Source organism: Mycobacterium sp. ACS1612, from assembly GCF_001667505.1.
In the GTDB taxonomy this organism is placed as follows: Bacteria; Actinomycetota; Actinomycetes; order Mycobacteriales; family Mycobacteriaceae; genus Mycobacterium.
In genome coordinates, this window is sequence record NZ_LZHZ01000018.1 from 128818 (window position 1) to 155154 (window position 26337).

Here is a 26337-nt window from a genome sequence, read left to right on the forward strand (position 1 = left end):
GGAAGCACTCCGACGCGCACACGCCGTTCCGACTAGTGCTTGTCGGTCCGCAGCACCTTGGTCCGCAGCACGGACTCATTCAGGTTGAGCTGACGGTCGAGCTCGGACACCGTCGCAGGCTCCGCCTTCACGTCGACGACGGCGTAGATGCCCTCGGCATGCTTGGCGATCTCGTAGGCCAGCCGGCGCTTGCCCCAGATGTCGACCTTGTCGACACTTCCGCCGTCCTTGCGGACGACGTTGAGGAACGTCTCCAGCGACGGAGCGACGGTGCGCTCGTCGAGAGTGGGGTCGAGGATGACCATGATTTCGTATGGACGCATAAGGAACCCATCACCTCCTACGGTCTGGTCGGCCACGGTCGTTCCGTGGCAGGAGGGTCGCCTGCGTCGGCAACCGGCCCAGGCTACTCCAATGCCTGCTGATCTGCGAAATCGGCCAGTTCGGCGGGCTTAGACTCCCGCCATGTTCTCCGAGACGCGCTATGCGCTCAACGGAGATCTGCGCGTGGCCTACCGCGCGTCTGCACCGGCCGAACGCGACATCGTGTTCCTGCCCAATTGGTTCACCTGCTGCGAGGTCCTGCCGGAAGTGCTGGCCCTTCGCGGATGGGTGGAGGCGCTGACATCGGTCGGCCGACTCATCTTCTTCGACCAACCCGGTACGGGAGGTTCTGATCCCATCGTGCCGGGCGCGATGCCAACCCTGGAGCAGTGGACGGACAGCATCACCGCGGTGCTCGACGAGCTCGGGAGCAGCGAGGCTGTCCTGATCGCCGTCGACGGTTCCGTCGCCACGGGAGCCGTTTTCGCAGCCACGCATCCCACCCGCACGACCGCGCTGGTGGTCATGGAAGGCTATGCGGACGCCGCGACCATCGTCACCGAACCCGACGCACCCCACGCGCTGGCCGCTATGTGGGGCACCGGCGAGTTTCAGCGCATATGCAACCCCGACATGCCCTGGAACGACGAGATCCGGGCGTCGTGGGCACGGATGGAGCGTCTTGCCGCAAGCCCTTCCACGGTCGCGCTCATGATTCGGCTCGTGATGGAGCTCGACGTGCGTCCGGTGCTTCCGACCGTGCGGGTACCGACTCTGGTGCTCCAGCACTCCGACGACCCGATGATCGTGCCCGCGATGGGCAAGTACGTAGCCGATCACATACCGGGCTCGAAATACGTTGAGCTGCCGGGTCGCAACTTGTACCACTTCGTCGAGCCATGGCGAGATTCGTTCGAGGTGATGTGCGAGTTCCTCACCGGCCACCACGCCGACGTGCCAGACGACCGGGTCCTCGCGACGGTGTTGTTCACCGACATCGTCGACTCGACACGACTCGCGGCAGAACTCGGCGACCGCAATTGGCATGCCCTACTCGATGCGCACGACGCCGTCGTCCGCGCACAACTGGCGCGCTTCCGTGGCCGCGAGATCAGCACGGCCGGCGACGGCTTCCTCGCGACGTTCGACGGGCCCCAGCGGGCGATCCGCTGCGCCATAGCCATTCGAGATGCGGTGCACGCGTTGGGAATTGAGGTTCGCGCTGGGTTGCACACTGGCGAGTGCGAGGTCCGCGGCGACGACATCGGCGGCATCGCGGTGCACATCGGCGCCCGCGTCGCCGCGTTAGCCGGGCCCAATGACGCGCTCGTGTCCAGCACCCTGCGCGACCTCGTCATCGGATCCGGTCTCGAGTTCGACGATCGCGGCGCCCATCAACTCAAGGGCGTCCCCGGCGAATGGCACCTGTTCGCCGTCCCGCACAGCCGTCCGTAGGCGTCGAGCACGTCGACGATCGACACCACCGGCCCGTTCGGATCTTTGGCGTTGTCATCCCAGCGCCGCACCATCACCGCCTGTTCGGCGTTCGGGTGCGCCGCGAAGGCGGTTACCTCCGCCTCGTTCATCGGCCCGCCCTGCCGCGTCAACGACGCCACCGATGCCGCGCTCAAGTGGGCGTGATAAGCGCCGTCGGTCGCGACCAGGTAGCGCTTGGCGGGGACGTGCGCGGCGATGATCCACGCGGCCCGCTGGCCGACGTGGCACTTCGCGAACTCAGCACCGGCCAGCTCATGCGGCAGCCCCGGCCACTGCGCGATAACCGGCTTGGCCCGGCCGACGTCGTGCAGCACCGCGGCCAACAGCAATTCGTCGTCGGCACCGGCCTGCGCGGCGTACCACCCGGTCTGCAGCGCATGGGTGCGCTGATCCACCACCTCGTTGCCGTAGGGCAACCCGGCGAGACCATCGATCAGCCCGGCGAGCGCGTCACGGGTCAGCGTCACTGCGTGTCCCTTCCATCGGCGTCGTCGTTGAGGGTGTCGACCAGTTCTTCGGCAAGCTCTCGGGTCGCCGCCACCACCCCCGACCACCGCCGGGTCAAATCCGGATCGAGTTCCAGCGGCCTGCCCCGGACATCGAGCACCGCACCGCCCGCCGCGGGCACCATCACCATCGCCGCCGCCAGATCCATGATCCGGTGGGTGTCCGACCCAGCATCGGCGAACGCGTCAGTGGACCCCTCAGCGACGAGCGCGGCCTCCAGGCAACTGGTGGACAGGATCCGTACCCGGGCAGCCCTTCTGGCAACCCGCCACCATGCGTCGTCATCAGGGCCATGCGGGCGCAGGAGGCTCACTGCCGCGCCGTCGAGAGTCTTCCGACCTGTCGTCCGGTAGGGCGCGGGCTCGCCCGCGACCGCACGCCAGCATCGTCCGGTGTCGAACCAGCATGTCAACGCCTCGGTTGCGACACCGTCGATCGCAACCACCCCGGCGAACGCCGAAAGTGGCACTCCTGCAGCCGCATTCGCGGTACCGTCGACCGGATCGACCACCAGGGTGAGCGCCGAGCCGTTGTCCATGACGCCGATCTCCTCGCTGAGCAGGTTGACCTGGTGCTTGTCGACGACCGCGGCGATCGCCGTGTCGACCAGGATGTCCAACCGCATCGTCGGTGTGCCGTCGGCGCCCATCTCGACCTTCTCGGCCAGCGCACCCCGATCGTATTGCACACGGGCCGAACCGAATTCGGCGGCCGCCGCACGCACTGCGTCGGCGAGAACGGGATGGGTGCCCGGCGGCACACCTGGTTCTGGCACCGGCCAGCCGATGTGACTCATCGGGCGCTCACCAGGACCGAATGCACGACCGGCCACAGCGGCCCAGTGGCGATCAACGCGATATCGGCGCGCAGGCCGGGCTGCAATCGGCCGCGGTCCGTCATACCCGCCACGTCAGCCGGTCCCGCGGTCACCAGACCGATCGCAGCCGGCAACGCGAGCAACCCATCGCCCTCCAAAGCGAAGACCGCGGCCAGCAGACCCGACGGCAGGTAATCCGACGCGATCGAGGTCACCAGACCCCTGCCCACCAACTCTCGCGCCGACGCATTGCCGTTGTGCGAACTGCCGCGCAACACATTCGGCGCGCCCATCACCACGGGCAAGCCACGCTCCCGTGCGGCTTCTGCGGCTTCGACCGTGGTCGGGAACTCCGCGACCGCACCACCGCGTCGCACCAGGTCCTCGACTTCGGCGGCCGAGGTGAGATCGTGCCCCAGCAGCCTGATCCGGCCCTCACCGGCCTGTTCGCTGAGCCACGCCATCGTCGCATCCCGCAGCCCGAGCCGGCTGTCACGTTCGGCGATCAATTCGTCGACGTGTTTGACCGCCTCCTCCTGCGAGATGCCGCGGGTGCCGACGAGGTAACGCTCGTAGTAGCGCCGGTCGGCGTACTGGCCGATCCCTGGGGTGTGGTCCTCGTGCGACACCAGCACGTGTTGTGGGGCGATATCGGCCAACCGCTGCTGCAACGCCCGCAGCCCCTCCGCCGACCGCACATCGAGGCGGTAGAGCAGCCGGTGGTCGACCAGGCCGTCGGCGGCGCGCGCGTCGATTGCCGCGCAGGCCTGTTGTGCGCCTTCCACCGTGCGCGGCACGCCGCGCCCGAAACTGTTCTCGAATCCGGTGCCGTGGAAAACGGTTGTCACCGCCGCTGCGCGCAGTTTGGCTTCGAACGACAGCAGCGCGAAGTCAAGCGGCAACTCAGCGCCGGGCCGAGGCAGCCGCTCCTTTTCCAGGCCGTCGCTGTGCGTGTCGACCAAGCCGGGGATGCATAACAACCCCTCCCCGTCCACATCGGCTTGTACGCCGGGCCGATGCGGCTCGACGGCGGCGATCAGACCGCCGCGCACCGCGACCAGCGCATCGTCGAGCACCCGATCGGGCAACACCGCCCGCACGTGTCCCAGCACGTAATCGTCCGGTGGCGCGGCCAAAGGCCAATGCACCAACCGTGATTCGGACAACTCGGTTCTCATGCGCGATCCCACTCCGTTCCTCGCTTGCAAGTCATGCAGCTCCCTCCAACATCTCGTTCGGTGCGCCGTCGCCGACGATGCGTCCGTCACGCATCAGGACCACGCGCGACGCCAGCTGACGCATCGCGGCGAGGTCATGGAATACAGCGAGGACGGCGACGCCCTGCGCGGCCAGCGACGCGATCAGCTCCAGCGCCGCCTCCCGGTTCGCCGGGTCCAGCGCCGACACCGGCTCGTCGAGCAGGAGCAGCCGGGGCGGCGACACGGTGCCGGCTGCGATGTTGACCCGCTGCCGCTCGCCACCCGAGAGCACCGAGCAGTCCACATCCCACAGCGCCTCGTCGAGGTTGAGCCTGCGCAGCGCATCGACCGCGGCATCCCGCGCCTCCGCCCGGTCCAGCCCGCGGCGACGTGCCGTCGCCGCCACCACATCCAACGGGCCCGTACGCGGTGGCGCATTGAGAAACTGTGATACATAACCGAATTCACGGCCGCGGATGCGCGCCATCACCCGGTCCGACAGTTCGGTCAGCTCGACCCGCTCATCCTGCGCGACGCGCAGGGCCACCGATCCGGAGTCCGGCAGGTAGGTCCGGTTCACGCAGCGCAGCAGCGATGACTTGCCCGCCCCGCTCGGTCCGGCCAGCGCGACGTGTTCGCCCGGGTGCACATCGAGGTCGACGCCGTACAGCGAATTCACCGTTCGCCCGTCAATCGTGTGCAGTGTGAACGACTTTCGCAGCGCGCGAATGGACAACACAGTGGTTACTTCGGACACAGCGATCACCTCCTTGCCGCGGCAACGAGCCGCTGGGTGTAGGGCTGGTGCGGATCGTGCAGCAGCTGGTCGGTGAGACCGGCTTCGATCACGCGTCCCAGATGCATGACGATGGTGCGATCGGTGAGCGCTTCGATGACCGAGAAGTCGTGGCTGACCACGACGGCCGCGACATCGCGTTCGGCCAGCAGGCTGCGCAACAGGTCGACCACCCCGGCCGCCACCGACGCGTCCAACCCCGTCGTCGGCTCGTCCAGCAGCACCACCGGCGGTTCGGTGGCCAACGCCTTGGCGATCTGTACCCGTTGACGCATCCCACCGGAGAATGTGCCCACCGGGTCATCCATCCGGCTCAACGGGACTTCCACCCGCTCAAGCAGTTCCGCGGCGCGGTTGCGGATGTCGTGATAGTTCCGCCAGCCCGCCGCGGTCAGCCGCTCGGCGATGTTGCCGCCGGCGCTCACCCGCAAGTTCAGCCCGTCACCCGGGTTCTGGTGCACCACCGCCATACCGTCGATGCGCAATCGGCGCCGGTCAGCGTCGGGTAACCGAAGCAGGTCTGTTTTGCCCGCGTCCAGCGTGGCCAGATGCACCGACCCCGCGGTGGCTTGTTCGTCGCCGATCACGCACTTGAGAACCGTCGACTTACCGGAGCCGGATTCGCCGATCACTCCGAGTGCCTCGCCGGGCGCGACGTCGAACGACACATCCCACGCGGCGACGACGGCCCCCGTGTCGGGGCTGACCGCGGTGCCGTATCGGGGGCCGGTACCAGGCACCGCGTGCACACCACCGGGGCCGTGCACCTTGCCGATCGAGTCGACTCGCAGCAGCCATTCCGCGCCACCGCTGCCGGTCTGCCTGCGCGGGACCGGGCGGTTCCGCGAGGCCGCGGCCGTCGCCGCAGCGCGCCTGCCCGGATCGGGCAGCAGGTGCAGCGGAGACCGCTGGCGATGGGCGACGCGGTCGGCGTCGCCTTCGCGCACCCGCCCACACCATTCGGTATCGCTGCACACGAACCCGCCGCTGGTGCCCGCGGGCACCAGGAAAACATCGTCGCTGCCGCACAGTTTGCACACCGCGCCCTCGGCGTACTCCACCTCGAACGGGACGTCATCGAACGTCAACGGCGTCACATCGGTGTGCGGCGGGATCGCCATGATCCGCTTCTCCCGGCCCGCGCCGTAGAGGTTGATGTGCTCACTGTGGTGCAGCCGAGGAACGTCCCAGCGGGGCACGGGCGATGTCGTCATCACATAGCGCCCGCCGACCAGCACCGGATAGCCGGTGGTCCTGGTGATCATGCCGTTGTGCACGATGTCCTCGTACAGGTTGACCCACATCAGGGCGTAGTCGTTCTCGGCGTGCATGCGTTCGCATTCGGCGACCGACTTCTGCACCTTGCGCAACACCTCGGCGACCGGAACCTGGAAGACGAGTAGCTTGCCAGCGCCCAGCGCCTCCTCGGGCACTCGGTGCCGCGTCTGCACCACGGTGGCCTCCCGGGTGTCCACCGATTCGGCGCACCCGGTGGTCGCGGCGATCATCCGGCGCAGGTTGGTGGCGTTGACGCCGGCGTCGTCGCCCTGATCGATGACCTTCACGGTGTCTGCCGCGCCGATCACGGCCAGCGTCACCTGCAGCCCACCGGAACCCCAGCCGCGGGCCACCGGCATCTCCCTGGATCCGAACGGCACCTGATACCCGGGCACACAGATCGCGGTCAGTACCGCGCGGCGAATCTCTCGCTTCGCACCCTCGTCGAGGATCCCGGGCGGGGCGGCCTCGGCCGCCAACTCGGTGAGCAGTTCTGCAGTCGACGTCATACGTGCTCTCCTCCAACGGTTTCCGGAATTCCGACGGCCGCGCGCTCCGCGTCCTGCAATGCCTTCTTGCGCTCCACCATCGAGCGGAATGTCACGTAGTGCGGCAATTTGAGGTGCTCTAGAAAGCCACCGGAATCCAGCCCGTCCGTGGTGAGCAGCAGCAACTGCTCCAGCGGACCCGACCGGCCGAACCGGCGGTTGGCGATGTCCATCGCGGCCATTGCGATCGCTTTGCGTTCGTTGTGGCCGAAGCACAACCCGTAGCCGACGTCGAAGCGGCTGCGGTCCTCGTCGGCGCCGTCGAGATCTTCGATCGCCTCGGCCTCGGTGACCCGGAACGACCCCAGCGTCACCGGCTCTCCGGTGTGCGGATGCTTCACCCGCAGCGGCACCCGGCCGTGCCGAACCTCGCCGAGTGTCACCTCGTGGATGTCACCGTCCGGCCCGAGGATCGACCGATACCACAACGCAACCAGGGCACCGGTTTCCGCGCGCGCCATCGCGGCGAGCACGGCCGAGCGTGGTGCGGGCGGCCGGGCGGGCACCCGGGAGATGTCCACCGGTTCGGGGTCGCCGCCGCCGCGGTGGTCGACGGCCAGATCCATCTCGCGCAACAGGTCGAGGAAGCGGCGTGGGCTGCGCTGCTCGGGCGTGCGCGGCTGGATGGCTGTCTTGGCTGCTCCGGTCTCCTCGACCGGTGCAGGGCCTGCGGTCGGCTTTTCAAGCAGCCTCCGGGTGTAATCAGTTGTGCGACCGAGCAATTGGGGTCCATCCGGGTCGCGGTAGGCCGACACGATGCGCCGCATGATCACCATTTCATCGGGATCCGCGGGCTCGCTGACGGCCAGTCGCGGCAAGGTGGACCGGTGCGCGCGAACCAGGTGCGCGGCCTCCTGAGGATCACCCTCCGCCTGCCGCAGCGCCGCTGCCGCGGTGTCCTCGTCGTACAGCGCACCCTCACCCATCACGCGGTCGACCGCGTACCGGAACCGGGCGGTGATCTGTTCTGTCGACGCCCATGGCGCCGGCGCATGATCGCGGGCCCGGCGAACCAGATCCTCGGCGGCCAGGATGGCCTGCATGCCTCCGCGTGCTCCCGCGTAACCCATCAGTTCTCCTCCGTGATCGAGGTGGTGCGTGGTAACCCGACGACGCGGCCGTCGCCGGTGATCAGCAGGACATCGATGCCTGCCGGATAGCCGGCCACCGCTTCGGCTCTGGCGGTGACGAATCCGGGCGGCAGACCCACCGGCGAGAGCGTCGTCTCGCCTGCGATTCCCGGGCCTGACAGCCGCCAGCGGCGCGGACCGCCGTGCACCTCGGGCACGGCAATGCACACCAGGGCGGCCGCGCTCGGATCCGCGGCGGTGCCCCTGGCGAAGTCGCGGACGTCGGCTTCGGTCACCGGACGCAGCACGGCGACCAACCTGGCCAGCTCCGCAGGCCACAGTGGGGCACCCGTCGCCGTCGTGACCGCCTCGCTCCACCGGTCGTCCGCGTGCTCCAGCACGCACACACCGGTGCCGAGATCGGCCAACGCGAAGATCGGGGTGATCGCGGGGGCCAGCGTTTTCAGCGGATCGTCCGGCAGCATCATCGCGCTACCCGGTCGCGCCAGCGCCTCCAGCACCGCGCGGAACACCTGCTGCGTATCCGTCGGGTGTAATGCCGCGGTGAACACGCCGGTCATGTCAGCTCCTCGAATTCGACTATGGTGGGCGCCAATTCGGCCCATTCGCGGTCATGACGCTCAGTCAGCCTGCGGGCCACCTCACGACACAGGTCGTCGATCGCGCCTGCCTGCGGGCGCCCCGCCTCGGCTTCGGCGTCCAGCACCGCCGCGGCCAACACCGCCGCCCGGTCGTCGCCCAGTCGCATCGCCCAGCCGCGGTGCCCAGCGAGTTCGACCTCGGCCCGGCAGGCCAGCACATCACCGATCAGAAACCGTTCGCCTGCAACAGGTTCGCGGATCTGAGTCGACACACAGCCGACCTCGGGTGCGACCAGCACCCGGATCTCGGCGCCGTCTGCCAGGCACGCGTCGGCCAGTTCACGCAATTCACCGACCTCGGCCTCGGCCAACAGCCCGCAGCGCTTCGCGCGATTCACTTCGCACCTTCTTCCTTGACGTGGTCCTGTCCGATCGCCGAGTTGTCTTCCAGCTCGACCACTACCCGCACCGCGTCCGCACGCGTCCACGCGCTGCTGATCAGCAGCACCTCGCCCGACGAAGCATCGCGACTGAGGCTGTCGATTCGCCACACGGGGACGCTGGCCTCGATGCCCAACTCCCGCAACACTTCCGATGGTGGAATGTCCAGACTGGCCCGACACCATGCGCGCACCGGTTCGACTCCGCCCAGCTGGCGGAGGACCATGTCGACCGACTCGTAGCTGTGCAGCGCGATGTCGAGATCGGGGGCGGCCTCCAGCGGAATCAGTTCCTGGGTCACCGAGGCGAGCAGGTCGTCGATGAAGAAATGCCGGGTGACCCGGTAGACCGGGGCGCCTGCCGGGCAACCGAGGCGTGCAGCGTCCTGTGCGGGCACCGCGGTGCGCTCCACGTTCTTGGTCTGCGACCGCGGCACGGCGCCCGCGGCGGCGACCGTCGCGTGCCACGACGCCGGCCTGCTGCGAGAGATCAGGTAGTCGATACGCCGGTTGACGAACGTGCCCGCGCCCTGGATCCGGCGGACCACGAGCCGTCGCTCCAACTCCTGCAGTGCGGAACGGGCCGCGGCCCGTCCGACACCGAATCGGCTGGCGACCTCCGGCTCGCTGCAGACCCGGGTGCCCGGTGCACACGACGCCAGTTCGCCGGCCAGCTGATCGGCGATGTCAAGGTATCTGGTGGACGTCATGCCAGCCACGGTGCTGTGACAGCTTGTCCGGACAACTTCAGTGCGGCCAACGCCGATGCCTACGCAGGTGAACAATTCGAACAGTTGTCGCGGAGCTCATCGCAATTCGTGCCTCAGCCACACGGCCAACCCTTCGACGATCAGCACGGTTACGAACACCATCAGCAAAATTGTTGTGACCAAACCGAACTCGATGATTTGAGCCGCACTGAGGAGATCGAAGCCGATCCCGCCTGCACCCACGATGCCCAGCAACGTCGCAGACCGGATGTTCACGTCGAGTTGATAGAGAACGTGCCCGACGAAGGCCGGCGCGGCCTGTGGCAGCGTTCCTGTGAAGAAGACCTGCCAGCGTCCTGCCCCGGTGGCACGGACGGCGTGCTCAGGCCCGGGATCCACTTCCTCGAGTGAATCCGCGACCAGCTTGCCGAGCAGCCCGACCGCGCCGACTGCCAGTGCCAACGTCCCTGCAACGGCCCCCAGGCCGGTTATCACCACGAACACCACCGCAAGGATGAGTTCAGGGATACCGCGGATACCCACGATCAGGAGCCGGAACGCATGGGCGATGCGCGGCGTCGGTGCGACGTTGCGCGCCGCCAACGCGCCGAGCGGCAGTGCCAAGACTGCGCCGATCGTGGTGGCGCCCAAGGCAATCTCCACCGTCTGGGACAGATCGGCCAGCAGCGTGGTGAAGATCCCGCCCGTCTGCGGCGGCCAGAACAGCCCTGCCGTTTGGCCGATACCGTCCAGCGACCGCAGGAAGTGCAGCGGGTTCAGGTCAGCGGCCCAAGCCGATACGGCGATCACCACCGCCGTCACCACCACATAGCAGAGCCGCCGCAGCCGGCGCAGCGTCCACGGCGGACTGATCTGGTCCCCGCGCTGCATCGGCACCCCGGCACCGCGGTGTTCAGCGGAGTTGCGCAGCAGTACCCGCCGAATGGAGCCGGACAACAGTTCGACACTCACACACAGGGCCAGTACGACAACGGCCAGCGCCATGCCCCTGCGGTAGTCGACTTCCTTGAACGCCAAGGCAATCTGATAGCCGAGGCCGTCGACGCCGACGAAGCCGAGCAGCACCGAGATCCGCAGGTTGATGTCGAACCGGTGTAGCGCGGTCGCGACGAACGCGGGCAGCACCTGCGGGAGCACGCCGGAGATCAGTTCCTGCGTCGGTGTGGCGCCTGCGGCGCGGATCGCGGTGCGGGGGCCTTCGTCGATCTGTTCGATCGCATCCGCATAGAGCTTGCCGACCATCCCAACCGAATGCAGGCCCATCGCCAGCACTCCGGTCATCGAGCCGAGCCCGAAGATCCGGAAGAAGATGATGGCCAGCACCACATCCGGGACCGCCCGCACCACCACGATCAGCGCTCGCGCGCCGTAGCGCGTCACACGACGGGGTGTGGTGTTGGCGGCGGCTAGGATCGCCAGCGGCACGCTGATGACCACCGACAGCAACGTGGCGGACACCACGATCGACAAGGTCTCGCCCGACCACGCCAGCAGTTCACCCAGCGACGGAAAGTCGAGCGGGAACATCCTGGCCGCGAAATCCGCGGCGTTGTGGGCGCTGTCGACAAAGGTTGCGACGTTGATGCGCAGGTCGGTGACAGCCCGGCAACCCAACGCCGCCAGCGCCGCGAGCACGAGCCAGGCGGCGGTGCGGGTCGGCCGCCTGGCTGTCGCCGAATTCCGCAGCGCTGGCGAGGGCGCTGTGGTGGTCAACCGACTGCAGCCTCCGCCGGCATGGGCGCGGCACCGACCTTCGCGTACAACGCCATCGCGTCCTCACGATCGAGGGTGGCCACCGGGGTGTCCAGCACCGCCCTTCCGCCGCGCATACCGATCACCCGGTCGCCCCAGCTCAACGCCAAGCTGACCTGATGCAGGCTGCACACCACCGTCAACCGCCGTTCCGCGCTGATCTCTCGGATCAGCCGCATCACCTGGTCCGACGACTCCGGGTCCAGCGAGGCGACCGGCTCGTCGGCGAGCAGGATCTCGGGCTGCTGCATCAGTGCCCGCGCCACCGCGACCCGCTGTTGCTCACCGCCCGACAGGGTGTCAGCCCGCTGAAAGGCCCTGTCCTGCAGTCCGACCCGGTCCAGATGGGCCAGCGCCTGGTGGCGCAGCGCCTTTGGGTAGCTGAACAATCCCAGCCTCGGTCCACGTAATCGGCCGAGCGCACCGGAGCAGACGTTCTCGAGCACGCTCAGGCTGCCGACCAGATGAAACTGCTGGAACACGAAGCCGACTCGGCGACGAAGCCCGCGCAACTCAACCCCCGCCGCTGCGCCGACGTCGGTGCCGAGCACCGTGATTGTGCCGGATGTGGGCCGGTGCAGGCCGTCCACGTGGCGCAGCAGCGTGGATTTTCCCGAACCCGACAGTCCGAGCAACACCACGATCTCGCCTCGCTGGACTGTCAGCGAAACATCCTGCAGTGCAGTGATTTCCGGGCCGAATCGCTTGCTGACGGATTCGAATCGGATGGCCACGCCGCTGGAGTCGTCGGTCATGACTGACCACTGCACTGCTTGGCCTTGGTGATGTCGCAAACCTGGCGCACCCCGTCGTAGAACGAGTTGTCGACCTTCGCCCACCCCCAGTCGCCGGAATCGTCGGCGGTCGTGCAGTTCGGGGTGCAGAAGCCGTTGGCGTTCAGGTAGTCGATGTTGGCCTTGGTATTGAACGCGTCGGCGATCTTGGCCTTCAGATCCGGTGCGAGGTCATCGCTAAGGGCAATTGGCGCACCGGCGATCACGTCGGACTTCCAAATCACATCCAGCTGGCCAGGTTTCAGGTGTCCCTTGTCGGGCAGGGTGGTGTTGATCATGCTGTCCTCGGCGAAGCCGGCGTCGCACTGACCGCTCAGTACGGCGAGCACGGAGGCGTCGTGGCCGCCGGCCATCACTGGAGTCACGTCCTTGGCCGGGTCTATTCCCGCCTTCAGCAGCGCAGCGGACGGGTAGAGGAAGCCCGACGTCGAAGCGGGGTCGACGAAGCAGATCTTCTTCCCCTTGAAATCGGCGAGCGTCTTGATGCCTGTGTCGGGCCGGGTGATCCCGTAGGACTGGTAGCCAGGCGTGGTTCCCTTTTTCAGCACCTGGGCCGCCACCGGCGTGGTCTTCACGCCGCTGTTCTGTGCGGTGATCAAAGAGAACGCACCGTATTGGGCGATGTCGACCTTCCCTGACCGCTGCGCCTCGATGACAGCCGAATAGCTGGTGGCGCTCTGGAACGTGACCTTCTTACCGATTGCCTTCTCCAACATGGCGATGACCGGCTTGTAGTCCTGCTGGAGACTCTGCGCGTTCTCGGCAGGCACCGCGGCCATCACGAGTTGATCGGGGTTGCGACCGCCCCCGGATGAATTGCTGCCGGCGCCGCTGGCGCCCTGGCCGCAGGCCGCTAGCAGCAGCGCCGCCAGCAGGGCCATACCGGCGGTACCGGCCGACCGTCGGGAAGCAGCGAACATCGGGTATCTCCTCTCCGCCCGAAGGTGAATCCATCGGACGTGGAGATCGTGGTTGGACTCGATGCGGACCAGGAGACGGTTGGGTTACCAGCAGGCCAACTCCGGGCGTGCATTGCGAGCGCCCATTCGCACGAATCCGCCCGTACATCAACACAATCGGGCGGCCCCTGTGAGGCGGGTCTCAACGCCCGCAGGGATGGCATCACAGTGCCGCAACCGGGCGTTCGAGGCTACCGACGCGGGGCAGACCGTTGGCCCGCGCTATGTGCTTCGTTGACCCGCGAAATCCGGTTCGGGCTCCGGTTCCGGTGCGGGGGTGATGCGCACACGGTCCGCCTGCGGCCGCAGCCAGTCCGGCAGCCAGCGCGGCAGATCGTCGTTGGCGTGTTCGAACACCCCACCGGACGGGTCGTCGACCTGACCTCGGCACCGCACGAGATCCAGCTCGGGCCGATAGATCTGTCGAATCACCAACGCGCACAACACGATCACCGCGATATCGCGCAACAGCACCGTTACAGTGAACGGCTGCTCGGGCAACCCGCGGTTCTGCTCGCCATAGAGGTACAACATCCGCGGTATCCACACCAGGGCGTCGATGGTCATCCACGCCAACAGGATCCGCCGATGAGGCAGCGCCAACACCGCCAGCGGCACCAGCCACAGCGAGAACTGCGGACTCCACACCTTGTTCGTCAGCAGGAACGCCGCCACCACCAGGAACGCCACCTGCACCAGGCGCGGCCTTTGCTTGGCCGTCAGCACCACGTAACCGATTCCCACACAACAGGCTACGAACAGCGCCGCGCTGACGGTGTTGAGTATCGTCGGCGGCTGCCAGAAGCCCAGGTGCTGGTCGAACCCGCCCCACCCGGTGAACGACTTCACCACGTTGTACAGCGAATCCATGTCATCGCCGCGACGAGTGTTGAGCCGGAAGAACTCCGACCAACCGCGCGGAAACAGCACCATGATCGGCAGGTTCACCACCAGCCACGTCACCACCGTGGCGACCGCGGCCTTGCCCACATCTCGCATCCGTCCGGTGCGCAATGCCAGCAGCACCATCGGCACGAACAGCAACAGCGGATACAGCTTGGCCGCCACCCCCAGCCCGATCAGCGCACCGGCCAACCACGGTTTCCGGCGCGCCCAGGCCAGCAGTGCACCGGTCGCAAAAGCCGTTGCGAGAGCATCGAAGTTGGTGAATGCCTGGAAAATCAGGATCGGCGAGGCCGCCACCATCGCGGCATCCCACACCCGCCGCTGCCCCGCCAATCGCGCGCTGGCCCACACCGTGACCAGCCACGCGAGCGCCAACCCGAACGCGGCGATGTTGAAGAACATCACCACCTCGGCGATGAGCGGGACCGACACCAGCTTGGTCACCGCCGTGTAGGTCTTGGCCAACGCCATCGACACGTACTGGTAGATCCCCGTCAGCACCGGATATTCCATGTAGCGCACGGCGATGTTGCCGTCGTACTGCCGCTTCGGCTTACCGTCGCTGTCGGTCTCGATCCAACTGGACTTGTACGGAAACTTGCCGAGGTTCAACAACTCCGCCGTGTACAGCGGAACGGTGTCGGAGTAGCACAGTTCGTAATAGGCCCGTTGGTTCTGCCAGTTACCCACCCGCTGATCGGCGGTGCCCGTGCCGGTGGTCTGCAGGCAGGCGGCCTTCGTCGAATAGCCCAGCGCCAGGAACACCAGCGCGATGATCAGCATCACGCGCAGCGGCGTCAGGAAGCGCTGCCTGCCGATCAGGGCGTGCCGCCCTACCGGGCCACCGATCACCTCGGAGAGCGCAGCGCCGATCGTGTCCGTGCGACTTGGTAGGTCACGGTCGTCCAGGCTGCGCCGATCGTCGGCCAGCCTGGCGGGCGACACCACCTCGCGGTCGGTCACGGAGGCGGAGGCGGTCCGGGCGGCGGGCCGCCCGGCGCCACCGGGACGGGTGCACCTGGCGCAGGCGGCACCATCGGCACCGTGGTCGGCGGGCCGATCGGGATCGTGATGCCGGGCGCCACTTCGATCGTCGGCTGAATCACCGTCTCCGACGGCGTCGGCGGCGCCAGACTCGTAGTCGACGGCGGTGGCGGCGGCGCCTGCGGCACACCGGCATACCCGCCGATCTCGGTGGGCTTGGGGAACGACTCGTTGTCGGTGCCCTCCAGCGCACCGTCCATGGTCGCCTTCCAGATGTCCGACGGCAGACCCGAACCGTAAACCGGTGCGCCCCACTTGTTCTCGAGCGGCTTCGTGCCTTCAGTCGTGCCGACCCACACCGCAGTCGACAGCGACGGGGTGAACCCGACCATCCACGCGTCCCTGTTGGCGCCGGTGTCGCCGAGCTGGTTGGTGCCGGTCTTCGCCGCCGACGGCCGTCCCCCCGCAAGGTTGTGGCCGTTGGAGTACGCCGCGATCGGCTGCATCGCCGACGTCACGTTGTCCGCCACCGATTTGTCGATCCGCTGCTCGCCGGAATTGTCCTCCTGGGTGGCGTCGAACAACACCTCGCCGCGCGAGTTGACCACCTTCTGCACGAAGTGCGGCTTGTGGTACACGCCGGAGGCCGCCAGCGTGGCGTATGCCGACGCCATGTCGATGACGCGACTCTGGTACTGGCCCAGAACGACTCCGTTGTTGGGCGGTCCGCCCTTACCATCCTCGGACAGGGTGTGCTCGACACCGGGGAAGCTCTCGGCGATGCCCGCCTTGTGCGCGGCGTCGGCCACGTCCTGAGGGCCGTTCTTCAGCTTCAACATCAACCGGTAATAGCTGGTGTTGAGCGATCGCTTCAACGCCTCGGCGATGTTGCAGGTGCCGCACCCGGCGCCCTCGACGTTCGTGATCTTGATGCCGTTCACGTCGACGGGCGAACTGTCCACCTGGTATCCGAGTCCCATGCCCTGCTGCAGAGCGGCCACCAACGCGAACACCTTGAACGACGAACCCGTCGGCAATCCAGCCTGCGCGAAGTCGAACCCGTTCGCGTCGGTGCCGCCGTAATACGCCTTCACCGCGCCGGTCTTCGGGTCGATCGACACGACCGCCGTGCGCATGTCGGGATCCTGGCCGTCGAGGTACTTCGCGGCGGCGTCCTCGGCGGCCTTCTGCGCCTTCGGGTCGATGGTCGTGGTGATCTGCAGACCTTGCGTGTTCAGCGTGCGCTCGTCGATGTTGAACAGGTCGAGCAGTTCCTGCTGAACCTGCCGTTCGATCAGGCCGTTCGGGCCGGTGGTCTGGTTCTGCGAGCGTGCCTGCTCGGGTGGCACCGTCGGCGGGAACTGTTGCGCCGCACGGTCTTGTTTCGACAACGCGCCGATGTCGACCATGCCGTCGAGCACCCAGTTCCACCGCTCCGTCGCGCCTTCGGGGTTGACGGCCGGATCCAGGCCCGAAGGCCGCTGGATGAGCGCAGCCAGCAACGCGCCCTCCGCCACCGTCAACTGCTCGACCGGTTTGTCGAAGTACGCCTTGGCCGCCGCCGAGATGCCGTACGCGCCGCGACCGAAATAGATGATGTTCAGATACGACTGCATCACTTGGTCTTTGGACCATTCGCTGGACATCTTCGTCGAGATGACCAGCTCCTTGGCCTTGCGAACGATGCCGCCGAGCCCCGATCGGGCATCGCCGACCAACGCGTTCTTCACGTACTGCTGAGTGATCGTCGAGCCACCCTGCAGATCACCGCCGAAGATGTTGTTCTTGAACGCCCTCGCGAAGCCTGTGAACGAGAAGCCGGGATTGGAGTAGAAGTCGCGGTCCTCAGCGGCCATCACCGCATCGCGCACGTGCACCGGAACCTGGTCGATGGTGACGTCCACCCGGTTGCCTTCGGGCGGAACGATTTTCGCCAGTTCACTGCCGTCGCTGGCCAGGATCGTCGACACCTGGTTGGTACGGATGTCGCCGGGCTTGGGCACATCGACGATGAGGTAGGCCATCCCGAAGGTGACCAGCGGCAGGACGATCATCACCGCCACGCCGGCATACAGTGCGCGGCGCACCCACTTCCAGTTGATCTGCTCACGCCAACTGGGCTTCGGAGTCTGCGGTGGAGGCGGGCCTCCACGCGGTCCGCCGCCGCCGGGTGGGCGACGCGGCGGGGGCGGCGGTGGCTGCTTCGGCGGTGCGAGCGGGGTGCCGTCCAGCGCCCGCTTGACCACGTCGATCGGGTCACGCAGATGCGGGGGCGGGCCGTTGCGCACCGCAGGGATCACGGCGGTCGCGCGGTCGTCCGGAGGCGCGCCGGCGGCCCGGTGCCGCGGCGGGCCATCGGGTCGATGCTGTTGGGGGCGCGGACCCACGCCATCAGCAGCGCGCCCCGTGCGGGCCTCACTGGCTGACCGGTCGTGGCGCCCTTCGCTATTCACTGGCCGTGCGCGCCGTACCGCGCGCGGTTCGTGTGCCACGAGACCCCTTTGGCGGCGGGACCGCGCCGAGCACATACGACTTGACCAAGTGATTCCAGCTGCAGGTGCGGCATACCTCCACCACGTGTACGGAGAACTCGTCGTATCGGGTCGCCAGCAGAACCAGCTCCTCAGCAGTGCGGGCCGAGCCTGACACGGCGCCTAGATGGTCACCGAATACCCACGACACGAGGGTGAGCTGTTCCTTGCGGCAGATCGGGCACATCACCGAACTGGGCTTCCCGTGGAACTTCGCGGCCCGCAGCAGGTAGGGGTTGGCGTCGCAGACCTCCGAGACGCCGGTGCGGCCCGAGTACACCTCGGCCAGCAGGGACCGGCGCCGAAGGGCGTAGTCCACCACTTGTCGCTGCAGTCGCACGGAGACCAGAGTACGTCGGCCTCGCCACCACCGAGGCGTGACTACGCCGCCACACCCCCGGCAACGTCATCTGGTCTGCGCCGATAGCAACCGAACTCTTACGATCATCGTCGTGGCGACACGGCATACACCAGGAACGCGGGCGAAGGACAGCGACCGCAACGACACGTGCCAGATCCTCGACAGCGCGCTCGCCGACGGCCAGCTGTCGATGGAGGAACACCGGACCCGCGTCGCGTTGGCCACCGGAGCCGAGACGCTTGGCGATCTGCAGTCGCTGGTGTCGGATCTGCAGACCAACAACGCCCCGGTGCAGTTGCCTGACCTCAAGAAGCGGCCCAAGATCGCCGCGGGCGGCAGCCGGGGCATCGCCGTCGCGATGACGGCAGTGCTCGTCGTGCTCGGCATCTTGATCGGCTGGGGCCTGTACGGCAACTCAACCTCGCCGCTGGACTTCACGAAGGATCCGGGGGCCAAGCCCGACGGCGTGGTACCGCTGGTGGAAACGCCGCCGACCGAATTGCAGTCGCTCGGTGGTCTGTCTGGGCTGTTCACCCAGATGCGAGCCAAGTTCGGTGACACCACCGGCTACTCGTTGATGATCTGGCCGAACCGCGCCAGCCTTACCCGCCCGGATCCACGCGATGACCGCCGTGTGCTGACCTACGACTATCGCGGCGGCTGGGACGATCCGTCGTCCAGCACCAAAAGCGGGGACAATCGCGTGGTCGACCTCGCCAAATTCGACTACCCCGCGATCATCGGACGCACCAGGGGCGCCGCAGAGATCCTGAAGATGAATTCGCAGAAGATCGAGGACGTGCGGATCGACATCGAGAACAACAGCGATCCACTCGATCTCGATGGCCTCAACATCTCGATCTACGTGTCCGGCGAGTTCAACAGCGGGTACATCAAGGTCGCTCCCGACGGGACCTGCGAGCGCTGCGAGCCCGCCACCTGACGTTCGTCGCCCGCCAGCGGGGCGCAACCCTTTGTTGGCGCCGAATATATCGGCGCGATACTATGGCCCGAGGTGTCGAACCGTCGTAGCGGCCGAGCAAAGGGGGTGGTTCTATGTTGGAGCTCGCAATCCTGGGGCTTCTGCTGGAATCGCCGATGCACGGCTACGAGCTGCGCAAACGGCTGACCGGCCTGCTCGGCGCCTTCCGCGCGTTCTCCTACGGATCGCTGTACCCGGCGCTGCGGCGGATGCAGGTCGATGGTCTGATCGTCGAGGACGCCGCACCGGAGGGGATCCCGAAGGTGCGTCGCGCGCGGCGCGTGTACCGGCTCACCGATGCCGGTAAGCAGCGCTTCGCCGAGCTTGTGGCCGACACCGGTCCGCAGAACTACTCCGACGACGGCTTCGGCGTACACCTCGCGTTTTTCAACCGCACGCCTGCCGAGGCCAGGATGCGCATCCTGGAGGGCCGTCGTCGTCAGGTGGAAGAACGCCGTGAGGGTCTGCGTGAAGCAATTGCGCGGGCCAGCAATTCGCTCGATCGCTATACCCGGCAGCTGCATCAGTTGGGTCTGGAGTCCAGCGAACGTGAGGTCAAGTGGCTCAACGAGCTGATCGCCGCAGAGCGTCTGGGGCAAGGCCGCTCGGACAACACGGTGCAGCCGTAAAGCAATACCGAGAAAGTACGCAGGGATATGAAGGGAAGAGACGTCATGTCATCAAGTTCGGAGGTGCGGGTCGCGATTGTCGGTGTGGGCAACTGCGCATCCTCGCTTGTTCAGGGTGTGCAGTATTACCAGGACGCCGACGAGACGGCCACGGTGCCCGGTCTGATGCATGTGCGCTTCGGCCCGTATCACGTCCGCGACGTGAAGTTCGTCGCCGCGTTCGACGTCGACGCCAAGAAGGTCGGCTTCGACCTGTCCGAGGCGATCTTCGCGTCGGAGAACAACACCATCAAGATCGCCGACGTGCCGCCCACCAACGTGATCGTGCAGCGCGGCCCGACGCTCGACGGCATCGGCAAGTACTACGCCGACACCATCGAGGTGTCCGACGTCGATCCGGTCGACGTGGTCAAGGTGCTCAAGGAGAACAACGTCGACGTGCTGGTGTCCTATCTGCCCGTCGGGTCGGAAGAGGCCGACAAGTTCTACGCGCAGTGCGCGATCGACGCAGGCGTGGCGTTCGTCAACGCGCTGCCGGTGTTCATCGCGTCGGATCCGGTGTGGGCCAAGAAGTTCGCCGACGCCGGCGTGCCGATCGTCGGCGACGACATCAAGAGCCAGGTCGGCGCGACCATCACCCACCGCGTGATGGCCAAGTTGTTCGAGGACCGCGGCGTGCAACTCGACCGCACGATGCAGCTGAACGTCGGCGGCAACATGGACTTCCTGAACATGCTCGAGCGTGAGCGGCTGGAGAGCAAGAAGATCTCCAAGACCCAGGCCGTCACCAGCAACCTGCAGCGCGAGTTCAAGACCAAGGACGTGCACATCGGCCCGTCGGATCACGTCGGCTGGCTCGACGACCGCAAGTGGGCCTACGTGCGACTCGAAGGCCGCGCCTTCGGCGACGTGCCGCTGAACCTGGAGTACAAGCTCGAGGTGTGGGACTCGCCGAACTCGGCAGGCGTGATCATCGACGCGGTGCGCGCGGCGAAGATCGCCAAGGACCGCGGCATCGGCGGACCCGTCGAGGCGGCGTCGGCCTACCTGATGAAGAGCCCGCCGAAGCAGCTGCCGGATGACATCGCCCGGACGCAGCTGGAAACCTTCATCGAGGGCTGAGCGCAGCTTCCTCACGCAGACGGGGATCCCCTCAACGGGGGTCCCCGTTTGACGTTGTGCCGGATGTTTACGCAGCTGGCGCATGGGTATGACGCCGGTGTCAATAAAGCACCGACCCGAGGGAGTACCCATGCAAGACCAACTGCGAGATATGTGGGGTTCGGTGCTCGCCGTCGCTCCGAAGCTGCTTCTCTTCCTCCTCATCCTGATCGTCGGCTGGATCGTGGCCAAGCTGATCGCGAAGGTGGTCGACAAGATCCTGGAACGCGTCGGTTTCGACCGCGCAGTCGAGCGTGGCGGTGTCCGGCGCGCGTTGGCGCGCAGCGACTATGACGCCTCGACGATCGTCAGCAAGATCGTCTATTTCGCGTTGATTCTGGTGGTCCTGCAGTTCGCCTTCGGCGTCTTCGGGCCGAACCCGGTGAGTGCGCTGATCGCGGGCGTCATCGGGTTCCTGCCCCGGCTGTTCGTTGCGCTGATCATCGTCGTGGTAGCCGCCGCTATCGCGGCCGCGGTGCGCGACATCGTGTCGAACGCGCTGAGCGGATTCTCGTATGGACGAATGCTCGGCACCATCGCCAGCGTGTTCATCCTCGGCCTGGGCATCATCGCGGCGCTGAACCAGATCGGCATCGCGCTGACCGTCACCTTGCCGGTGCTGATCGCCGTGCTGGGGACCATCGCGGGCATCCTCGTGGTCGGCGTCGGCGGTGGCCTGATCAAGCCCATGCAGGCGCGCTGGGAGGACTACCTGACGACGGCGGAACGTGAGGGCCGCAGCATCCGCGAGCGACGATCGGGCGCCGAACTGACCGCCGATCGACCGCGCGAGACCGATTACAAGTGGACCGCTGACGACACCACCGCTCAGCCGCGGCACATGACGGCGCCGACGGCTCCGGCGGCGCGTCCGGCGCACTCGAGTGAAGGCCGGCCGAAGATCTAGCTGCTTCGGTGTTTGACTCCGGGCTCAGGGCGGTGCTTCTCGCACATCGACGCCCTGGGCGCAGAGTCATTTCAAGTAGGGTCCGATCGTGGTCTCCGACGACGAACTGACCGGCCTCGACGAGTTCGGGCTGCTTCACGAGAACGCCGAGCAGATCGGCGCCGACACGATTCCGTCGGTGCGACGCATCGACGCCGGACCGATCAGCGCGCTGAAGTGGGGCGACCAACCACCTCAGGTGGTGTTCCTGCACGGCGGCGGCCAGAACGCGCACACCTGGGACACCGTGGTCGTCGGACTCGGTGTGCCTGCGCTGGCCGTCGACCTGCCCGGCCACGGCCGCTCGGCGTGGCGGGAAGACGGCGACTACGGGCCAAAGCTCAACGCCGAGACCCTGCGCCCGGTGCTGCGTGAGCATGCACCCGATCCGCGCCTCGTCGTCGGCATGTCGCTGGGCGGGCTGACCGCGTTGCGCATTGCCGCCACCGAACCCGCGCTGGTGCCGCGACTCGTACTCGTCGACGTCACCCCGTCGGCACCCGAGCGGCACGAGGAGATGACCAAGGCGCAGATGGGCACCGTTGCGCTGGTCCAGGGTGACCGGGCGTTCCCCAATTTCCAGGCCATGCTCGACGTGACGGTGGCCGCTGCCCCGAACCGCGACCGGAAGTCGTTGCGCCGCGGCGTATTCCACAACTCCAAACAGCTCGACGATGGCACCTGGACGTGGCGGTACGACTCGTTCCGCAAGGGTGACGGTTTCGAGAACCTGTGGGACGACGTCCCTGCCATCACGATGCCGACGACGCTGGTGCGCGGCGCCAACTCCTACTTCGTCAACGACGACGACGCCGAGGCGTTCGCCAACGGCGCGCCGGGATTCCAGCGCACGCACGTCGTCGCCGACTCCGGGCATTCGGTGCAGGGCGACCAGCCCGCGGCGCTCGTCGACATCCTGCGCAGCGTGCTGGCCGGCTAGCGATGGCGACGTTCGCCTTCATCCACGGCGGCGGCGACGTCGGGTGGTACTGGCATCTCGTCGAGGCCGAACTCCGGTCGCGTGGCCACGACACGGTCGCGCCTGACCTGCCGTGTGCTGACGACGACGCCGGCCTTGCCGAGTATGCCGAAACCGTGGTCGAGGCGATCGGTGACCGCACCGGCGTCGTCGTCGTGGCTCACTCGCTCGGCGGGTTCGTTGCGCCGATCGTGGCCGACCGCGTCAACGCCGACGCGCTGGTGCTTGTCGCCGCCATGATCCCCGCGCCGGGCGAGCCGCCCGCCGACTGGTGGCAGAACACCGGATACCAGTCACCGACCGACGACGATCCGTTCGTCACGTTCTACAACGGCGTGCCGCGCGCGCTGGCGGTGGAGGCGATGGGTAGGGAACGCGACCAGTCCACCGAGTGGATGGCCGGGCCGTGGCCGATGGCCGCGTGGCCGGCAGTGCCGACGAAAGTCGTGTTGTGCCGCGACGACCGCTTCTTCCCGCCGGACTTCCTGCGCCGCGTGGCGAAAACACGGTTGGACATCACCCCCGACGAGATCGACGGCGGCCACTGTGTGGCGCTGAGCCATCCGCGGGAACTCGCTGACGTGCTGGCCGGCTGACGTTCCCAGCTGTTCACCATTTGCTTCCCAGCTGATTGCCAAGCTGTCGTAAGTTCCACGTCCGTGGCCCTCATTCCGTTGAATCTGCTTGTGTCCCATGACGGTCGATCCGTGCGCCAGCATGTGACGTGCCGTTACAAATGCGGCGATGCCTGCTCCAAACCGGTTCCGAACACCAGCGACAACGAATACTTCGGCGACGTCGTGAAAGCGGTGTCGCGGCGATCAGTGCTGCAGGCCGGTGGTATCGCGGTGCTGGCGGTCGGCGCGGGATCGGCTCTCGCCGCCTGCGGGCGCGACGAGCAGCCAGTCGCGACGCCCACCTCGTCGGCGGCGCCCGCCGCCACGGCGCCGGGGATGAACTTCACCGCGGTCGCGCCCAATGACGAGGACGCCGTCGTCGTCCCCGAGGGCTACCAACAGTCGGTCGTCATCAGTTGGGGTGACCCGATCCTGCCGGACGCTCCGCGGTTCGACGTGGCCGCGCAGACCGCCGCCGCCCAGCGTGGCCAGTTCGGGTTCAACAACGACTTCGCCGGGCTGCTGCCCGTCCCCGGCCAGTCCAACCGCTTCCTGCTGGTGACCAATCACGAGTACGTCACCCCGCAGTTCATGTTCCCCGGCTACGACGAGAAGAAGCCGACGCGCGAACAGTTCGACATCGAGATCGCCGCGGTCGGCATGAGCGTCGTCGAGGTCGAACGCACACCGGAGGGGCTGAAGCCGGTCTCCGGGCCCTACAACCGTCGCATCACCGCCGACACCCCGTTCACCCTGACGGGTCCCGCCGCGGGCACCGACTTCGTCAAGACCGCCGCCGATCCGGTCGGCCGGACCGTGGCGGGCACCTTCGCCAACTGCTCGGGCGGGGTAACCCCGTGGGGCACAGTGCTTTCCGGTGAAGAAAACTTCCACGAGTACTTCGGTGCGGCCGAGGACGCGCCCAAGCCGAGTCCGGTCGACGCCGACCGGCAGGCCCGCTACGGCGTGCAAGCGGAGCCGACCGATCTGCAGTGGGAGACCTTCGATCCCCGATTCGACCTCGCCAGAACACCCAACGAAGCGAACCGCTTCGGCTACGTCGTCGAACTCAACCCGTGGGACCCCGCCAGCAGGCCCGTCAAACACAGTGCGCTCGGTCGGTTCAAGCACGAAGCCGCCAACGTCTACGTCACCGGCGACGGAACCGTAGTGGCCTACGCCGGCGACGACGAGCGCTTCGACTACATGTACAAATTCGTTTCGTCGAAGAAGATCCAACCGGGTACCGACCCAGCCGCGATGGCGCACAACATGACCATCCTCGACGAAGGCACCCTCTACGTCGCGAAGCTCACCAGCGACATCCCCGTCGACGAGATCGACGGGTCCGGAAAGCTGCCAAGGGAAGGGACGTTCAGCGGCACCGGGACCTGGATTCCGCTGCTGCGGTCCGGGCCGAACGGCGAGGGCCAGTCCCTCGTCGACGGAGTGACGGCACAAGAGGCGGCGGTGTTCACCCGGCTGGCCGCCGACAAGGCGGGCGCCACCAAGATGGACCGACCGGAGGATTTCGAGGCCAACCCCAAGACCGGCAGGGTGTACGTCGCGCTGACCAACAACGACAAGCGAGGCACCGACGGCAAGGTGCCCGCCGATGCGGCCAACCCCCGCAACGAGAACAAGAACGGGCAGATCCTCGAGATCACCGACAACCAGGCGGGCACCGACTTCACCTGGGATCTGCTGCTGGTGTGCGGTGATCCGAAGGCGGCCGATACCTATTTCGCCGGCTTCGACAAGAACAAGGTCAGCCCGATCTCCTGCCCCGACAACGTCGCCTTCGACAGCCACGGCAACTTGTGGATCTCCACCGACGGCAACGCGCTGAAGTCCAATGACGGGTTGTTCGCGGTGGCGCTGGAAGGCCCGAATCGCGGTGAGACCAAGCAGTTTCTGACGGTGCCGAAGGGCGCCGAGACCTGCGGACCCATCGTGACCGACGATCTGGTCACGGTGTGTGTGCAGCATCCTGGCGAGGGTGACGACTACAGCATCGACAAACCGCTGTCGCACTGGCCGGAGGGCGGCACCGGCACCGCGCGGCCGTCGGTGGTGGCGGTCTGGAAAGCGGGCGGACAGATAGGCGTCTAGCCTCGAAGCAGTGAGCTTCCCCATTCGCATCGGCGTGCAACTGCAGCCGCAACACTCTTCGCAATACAGCCACATCCGCGACGCGGTCCGCCGCTGCGAGGACATCGGCGTCGACGTCGCCTTCAACTGGGATCACTTCTTCCCGCTGTACGGCGATCCCGACGGTCCGCACTACGAATGCTGGACCATGCTGGCCGCGTGGGCCGAGCAGGCGTCGCGGCTGGAGATCGGCGCGCTGGTCACCTGCAACTCGTACCGCAACCCCGAGTTGCTCGCCGATATGGCCCGCACCGTCGACCACATCTCCGACGGCAGACTCATCCTCGGCATCGGATCGGGCTGGAAGCAGAAAGACTACGACGAATACGGTTATGAGTTCGGCACCGCAGGCAGTCGCCTCGACGACCTGGCGGCCGCGATGCCGCGCATCAAATCGCGGCTGGCCAAACTGAATCCGCCGCCGACCCGAGACATCCCGGTACTGATCGGCGGGCAGGGCGAGCAGAAGACGCTGCGTCTCGTCGCCGAATACGCGGACATCTGGCATGGGTTCACCACGCTCGAGTCCTATCCCGCCAAGGCGGAGGTGTTGGCGCGGCACTGCGCCGACGTCGGTCGCGACCCGGCCACCATCGAGCGCTCCGCAGGGGTGCAGGGCGCCAACATCGACGCGATGCTCGAAGAGGCGGGTGCTTTCGTCGAACTCGGTGTCACGTTGCTGACCGTCGGCGTCAACGGACCTGACTACGACCTGACCGAGGCCGAGGCGCTGTGCCGGTGGCGGGACCGTCGACAAGCAAGTGGAAACTGAACTG

Annotated in this window: 25 protein-coding genes; 9 read left to right on the top strand and 16 right to left on the bottom strand. The window is 67.0% G+C overall.

What is annotated here, in order from left to right:
* Window positions 1-32: 32 nt before the first annotated feature.
* Window positions 33-323, bottom strand: a complete 291-nt coding sequence (gene rpsF, locus A5724_RS06365; protein ID WP_067797947.1) for a 30S ribosomal protein S6 — start codon at window positions 321-323, stop codon at window positions 33-35.
* 142 nt (window positions 324-465) lie between these two features.
* Here rpsF and A5724_RS06370 point away from each other — a divergent pair, with 142 nt between their 5' ends.
* Window positions 466-1779 carry an adenylate/guanylate cyclase domain-containing protein gene (locus A5724_RS06370; protein WP_067797950.1) on the top strand — a complete coding sequence of 438 codons (1314 nt, stop codon included), beginning with the start codon at window positions 466-468 and terminating at the stop codon, window positions 1777-1779.
* Here A5724_RS06370 and A5724_RS06375 read toward each other — a convergent pair.
* From A5724_RS06375 to A5724_RS06445, 15 genes are all read right to left on the bottom strand, one after another.
* Window positions 1719-2288, bottom strand: a complete 570-nt coding sequence (locus A5724_RS06375; protein ID WP_082964890.1) for an HD domain-containing protein — start codon at window positions 2286-2288, stop codon at window positions 1719-1721. The two genes, A5724_RS06370 and A5724_RS06375, sit on opposite strands and share 61 nt — an antisense overlap.
* Window positions 2285-3124 (bottom strand): inositol monophosphatase family protein, encoded by an 840-nt coding sequence (locus tag A5724_RS06380; protein WP_067797953.1) that lies wholly within the window; start codon window positions 3122-3124, stop codon window positions 2285-2287. The genes A5724_RS06375 and A5724_RS06380 overlap by 4 nt, the downstream gene beginning before the upstream one ends.
* Window positions 3121-4323 (bottom strand): alpha-D-ribose 1-methylphosphonate 5-triphosphate diphosphatase, encoded by a 1203-nt coding sequence (locus A5724_RS06385; RefSeq protein ID WP_067797956.1) that lies wholly within the window; start codon window positions 4321-4323, stop codon window positions 3121-3123. Before A5724_RS06385 ends, A5724_RS06380 begins: the two co-directional genes overlap by 4 nt.
* Before the next feature lie 31 nt (window positions 4324-4354).
* Entirely contained in the window at window positions 4355-5101 is a 747-nt protein-coding gene (locus A5724_RS06390) for a phosphonate C-P lyase system protein PhnL (RefSeq protein WP_232004724.1), read from the bottom strand.
* 5 nt (window positions 5102-5106) lie between these two features.
* Window positions 5107-6927, bottom strand: a complete 1821-nt coding sequence (locus A5724_RS06395; protein ID WP_067797964.1) for an alpha-D-ribose 1-methylphosphonate 5-phosphate C-P-lyase PhnJ — start codon at window positions 6925-6927, stop codon at window positions 5107-5109.
* The gene (locus A5724_RS06400) at window positions 6924-8036 is read right to left on the bottom strand and encodes a carbon-phosphorus lyase complex subunit PhnI (protein ID WP_067797967.1); all 1113 of its coding nucleotides are present in this window, start codon (window positions 8034-8036) and stop codon (window positions 6924-6926) included. The genes A5724_RS06395 and A5724_RS06400 overlap by 4 nt, the downstream gene beginning before the upstream one ends.
* Window positions 8036-8617: a phosphonate C-P lyase system protein PhnH gene (gene phnH / locus A5724_RS06405; RefSeq protein ID WP_067797970.1), complete on the bottom strand. Its 582-nt coding sequence runs from the start codon at window positions 8615-8617 to the stop codon at window positions 8036-8038. Before phnH ends, A5724_RS06400 begins: the two co-directional genes overlap by 1 nt.
* On the bottom strand, window positions 8614-9036 hold the full coding sequence (locus A5724_RS06410) for a phosphonate C-P lyase system protein PhnG (RefSeq protein ID WP_067797973.1): 423 nt from the start codon (window positions 9034-9036) through the stop codon (window positions 8614-8616). The genes phnH and A5724_RS06410 overlap by 4 nt, the downstream gene beginning before the upstream one ends.
* Window positions 9033-9788 (bottom strand): GntR family transcriptional regulator, encoded by a 756-nt coding sequence (locus A5724_RS06415; RefSeq protein ID WP_067797976.1) that lies wholly within the window; start codon window positions 9786-9788, stop codon window positions 9033-9035. Before A5724_RS06415 ends, A5724_RS06410 begins: the two co-directional genes overlap by 4 nt.
* A 96-nt stretch (window positions 9789-9884) precedes the next feature.
* The gene (gene phnE / locus A5724_RS06420; RefSeq protein WP_082964892.1) at window positions 9885-11522 is read right to left on the bottom strand and encodes a phosphonate ABC transporter, permease protein PhnE; all 1638 of its coding nucleotides are present in this window, start codon (window positions 11520-11522) and stop codon (window positions 9885-9887) included.
* Window positions 11519-12316 carry a phosphonate ABC transporter ATP-binding protein gene (phnC, locus tag A5724_RS06425; protein WP_067797979.1) on the bottom strand — a complete coding sequence of 266 codons (798 nt, stop codon included), beginning with the start codon at window positions 12314-12316 and terminating at the stop codon, window positions 11519-11521. The genes phnE and phnC overlap by 4 nt, the downstream gene beginning before the upstream one ends.
* Window positions 12313-13275 (bottom strand): phosphate/phosphite/phosphonate ABC transporter substrate-binding protein, encoded by a 963-nt coding sequence (locus A5724_RS06430; RefSeq protein WP_067797982.1) that lies wholly within the window; start codon window positions 13273-13275, stop codon window positions 12313-12315. The genes phnC and A5724_RS06430 overlap by 4 nt, the downstream gene beginning before the upstream one ends.
* Before the next feature lie 261 nt (window positions 13276-13536).
* Window positions 13537-15183: a glycosyltransferase family 87 protein gene (locus tag A5724_RS06435; protein ID WP_232004725.1), complete on the bottom strand. Its 1647-nt coding sequence runs from the start codon at window positions 15181-15183 to the stop codon at window positions 13537-13539.
* Window positions 15180-17657, bottom strand: coding sequence for a transglycosylase domain-containing protein (locus A5724_RS06440; protein WP_156752157.1), 2478 nt, complete (start codon window positions 17655-17657; stop codon window positions 15180-15182). Before A5724_RS06440 ends, A5724_RS06435 begins: the two co-directional genes overlap by 4 nt.
* Window positions 17650-18075, bottom strand: a complete 426-nt coding sequence (locus tag A5724_RS06445) for a DUF5318 domain-containing protein (RefSeq protein ID WP_067797988.1) — start codon at window positions 18073-18075, stop codon at window positions 17650-17652. Before A5724_RS06445 ends, A5724_RS06440 begins: the two co-directional genes overlap by 8 nt.
* A gap of 112 nt (window positions 18076-18187) precedes the next feature.
* Here A5724_RS06445 and A5724_RS06450 point away from each other — a divergent pair, with 112 nt between their 5' ends.
* The 8 genes from A5724_RS06450 to A5724_RS06485 all read left to right on the top strand — a co-directional run bounded on the left by A5724_RS06450 (window position 18188) and on the right by A5724_RS06485 (window position 26333).
* Entirely contained in the window at window positions 18188-19039 is an 852-nt protein-coding gene (locus A5724_RS06450; RefSeq protein ID WP_067797991.1) for a DUF1707 domain-containing protein, read from the top strand.
* A gap of 113 nt (window positions 19040-19152) precedes the next feature.
* On the top strand, window positions 19153-19707 hold the full coding sequence (locus tag A5724_RS06455) for a PadR family transcriptional regulator (protein WP_067797994.1): 555 nt from the start codon (window positions 19153-19155) through the stop codon (window positions 19705-19707).
* 27 nt (window positions 19708-19734) lie between these two features.
* Window positions 19735-20829: an inositol-3-phosphate synthase gene (locus A5724_RS06460; RefSeq protein WP_067797997.1), complete on the top strand. Its 1095-nt coding sequence runs from the start codon at window positions 19735-19737 to the stop codon at window positions 20827-20829.
* A gap of 130 nt (window positions 20830-20959) precedes the next feature.
* Window positions 20960-21775: a hypothetical protein gene (locus A5724_RS06465; RefSeq protein WP_082964894.1), complete on the top strand. Its 816-nt coding sequence runs from the start codon at window positions 20960-20962 to the stop codon at window positions 21773-21775.
* An 88-nt stretch (window positions 21776-21863) separates the two neighbouring features.
* A complete protein-coding gene (locus tag A5724_RS06470) occupies window positions 21864-22754 on the top strand; it encodes an alpha/beta fold hydrolase (protein ID WP_067798000.1) in 891 nt (296 codons plus the stop codon).
* A gap of 2 nt (window positions 22755-22756) precedes the next feature.
* Window positions 22757-23389 carry an alpha/beta fold hydrolase gene (locus A5724_RS06475; RefSeq protein WP_067798003.1) on the top strand — a complete coding sequence of 211 codons (633 nt, stop codon included), beginning with the start codon at window positions 22757-22759 and terminating at the stop codon, window positions 23387-23389.
* Window positions 23390-23452: 63 nt separating this feature from the next.
* Window positions 23453-25522: a PhoX family phosphatase gene (locus A5724_RS06480; RefSeq protein WP_067798006.1), complete on the top strand. Its 2070-nt coding sequence runs from the start codon at window positions 23453-23455 to the stop codon at window positions 25520-25522.
* Window positions 25523-25532: 10 nt separating this feature from the next.
* Window positions 25533-26333, top strand: coding sequence for an LLM class F420-dependent oxidoreductase (locus A5724_RS06485; protein ID WP_067798007.1), 801 nt, complete (start codon window positions 25533-25535; stop codon window positions 26331-26333).
* Window positions 26334-26337 lie beyond the last annotated feature (4 nt).

What these genes read in the sequence shown, in the direction of transcription:
- rpsF (WP_067797947.1), bottom strand. Translation starts at nt 323, where the DNA reads ATGCGTCCATACGAAATCATGGTCATCCTCGACCCCACTCTCGACGAG.
- A5724_RS06370 (WP_067797950.1), top strand. Translation starts at nt 466, where the DNA reads ATGTTCTCCGAGACGCGCTATGCGCTCAACGGAGATCTGCGCGTGGCC.
- A5724_RS06380 (WP_067797953.1), bottom strand. Translation starts at nt 3,124, where the DNA reads ATGAGTCACATCGGCTGGCCGGTGCCAGAACCAGGTGTGCCGCCGGGC.
- A5724_RS06385 (WP_067797956.1), bottom strand. Translation starts at nt 4,323, where the DNA reads ATGAGAACCGAGTTGTCCGAATCACGGTTGGTGCATTGGCCTTTGGCC.
- A5724_RS06395 (WP_067797964.1), bottom strand. Translation starts at nt 6,927, where the DNA reads ATGACGTCGACTGCAGAACTGCTCACCGAGTTGGCGGCCGAGGCCGCC.
- A5724_RS06400 (WP_067797967.1), bottom strand. Translation starts at nt 8,036, where the DNA reads ATGGGTTACGCGGGAGCACGCGGAGGCATGCAGGCCATCCTGGCCGCC.
- phnH (WP_067797970.1), bottom strand. Translation starts at nt 8,617, where the DNA reads ATGACCGGCGTGTTCACCGCGGCATTACACCCGACGGATACGCAGCAG.
- A5724_RS06415 (WP_067797976.1), bottom strand. Translation starts at nt 9,788, where the DNA reads ATGACGTCCACCAGATACCTTGACATCGCCGATCAGCTGGCCGGCGAA.
- phnC (WP_067797979.1), bottom strand. Translation starts at nt 12,316, where the DNA reads ATGACCGACGACTCCAGCGGCGTGGCCATCCGATTCGAATCCGTCAGC.
- A5724_RS06430 (WP_067797982.1), bottom strand. Translation starts at nt 13,275, where the DNA reads ATGTTCGCTGCTTCCCGACGGTCGGCCGGTACCGCCGGTATGGCCCTG.
- A5724_RS06455 (WP_067797994.1), top strand. Translation starts at nt 19,153, where the DNA reads ATGTTGGAGCTCGCAATCCTGGGGCTTCTGCTGGAATCGCCGATGCAC.
- A5724_RS06460 (WP_067797997.1), top strand. Translation starts at nt 19,735, where the DNA reads ATGAAGGGAAGAGACGTCATGTCATCAAGTTCGGAGGTGCGGGTCGCG.
- A5724_RS06465 (WP_082964894.1), top strand. Translation starts at nt 20,960, where the DNA reads ATGCAAGACCAACTGCGAGATATGTGGGGTTCGGTGCTCGCCGTCGCT.
- A5724_RS06475 (WP_067798003.1), top strand. Translation starts at nt 22,757, where the DNA reads ATGGCGACGTTCGCCTTCATCCACGGCGGCGGCGACGTCGGGTGGTAC.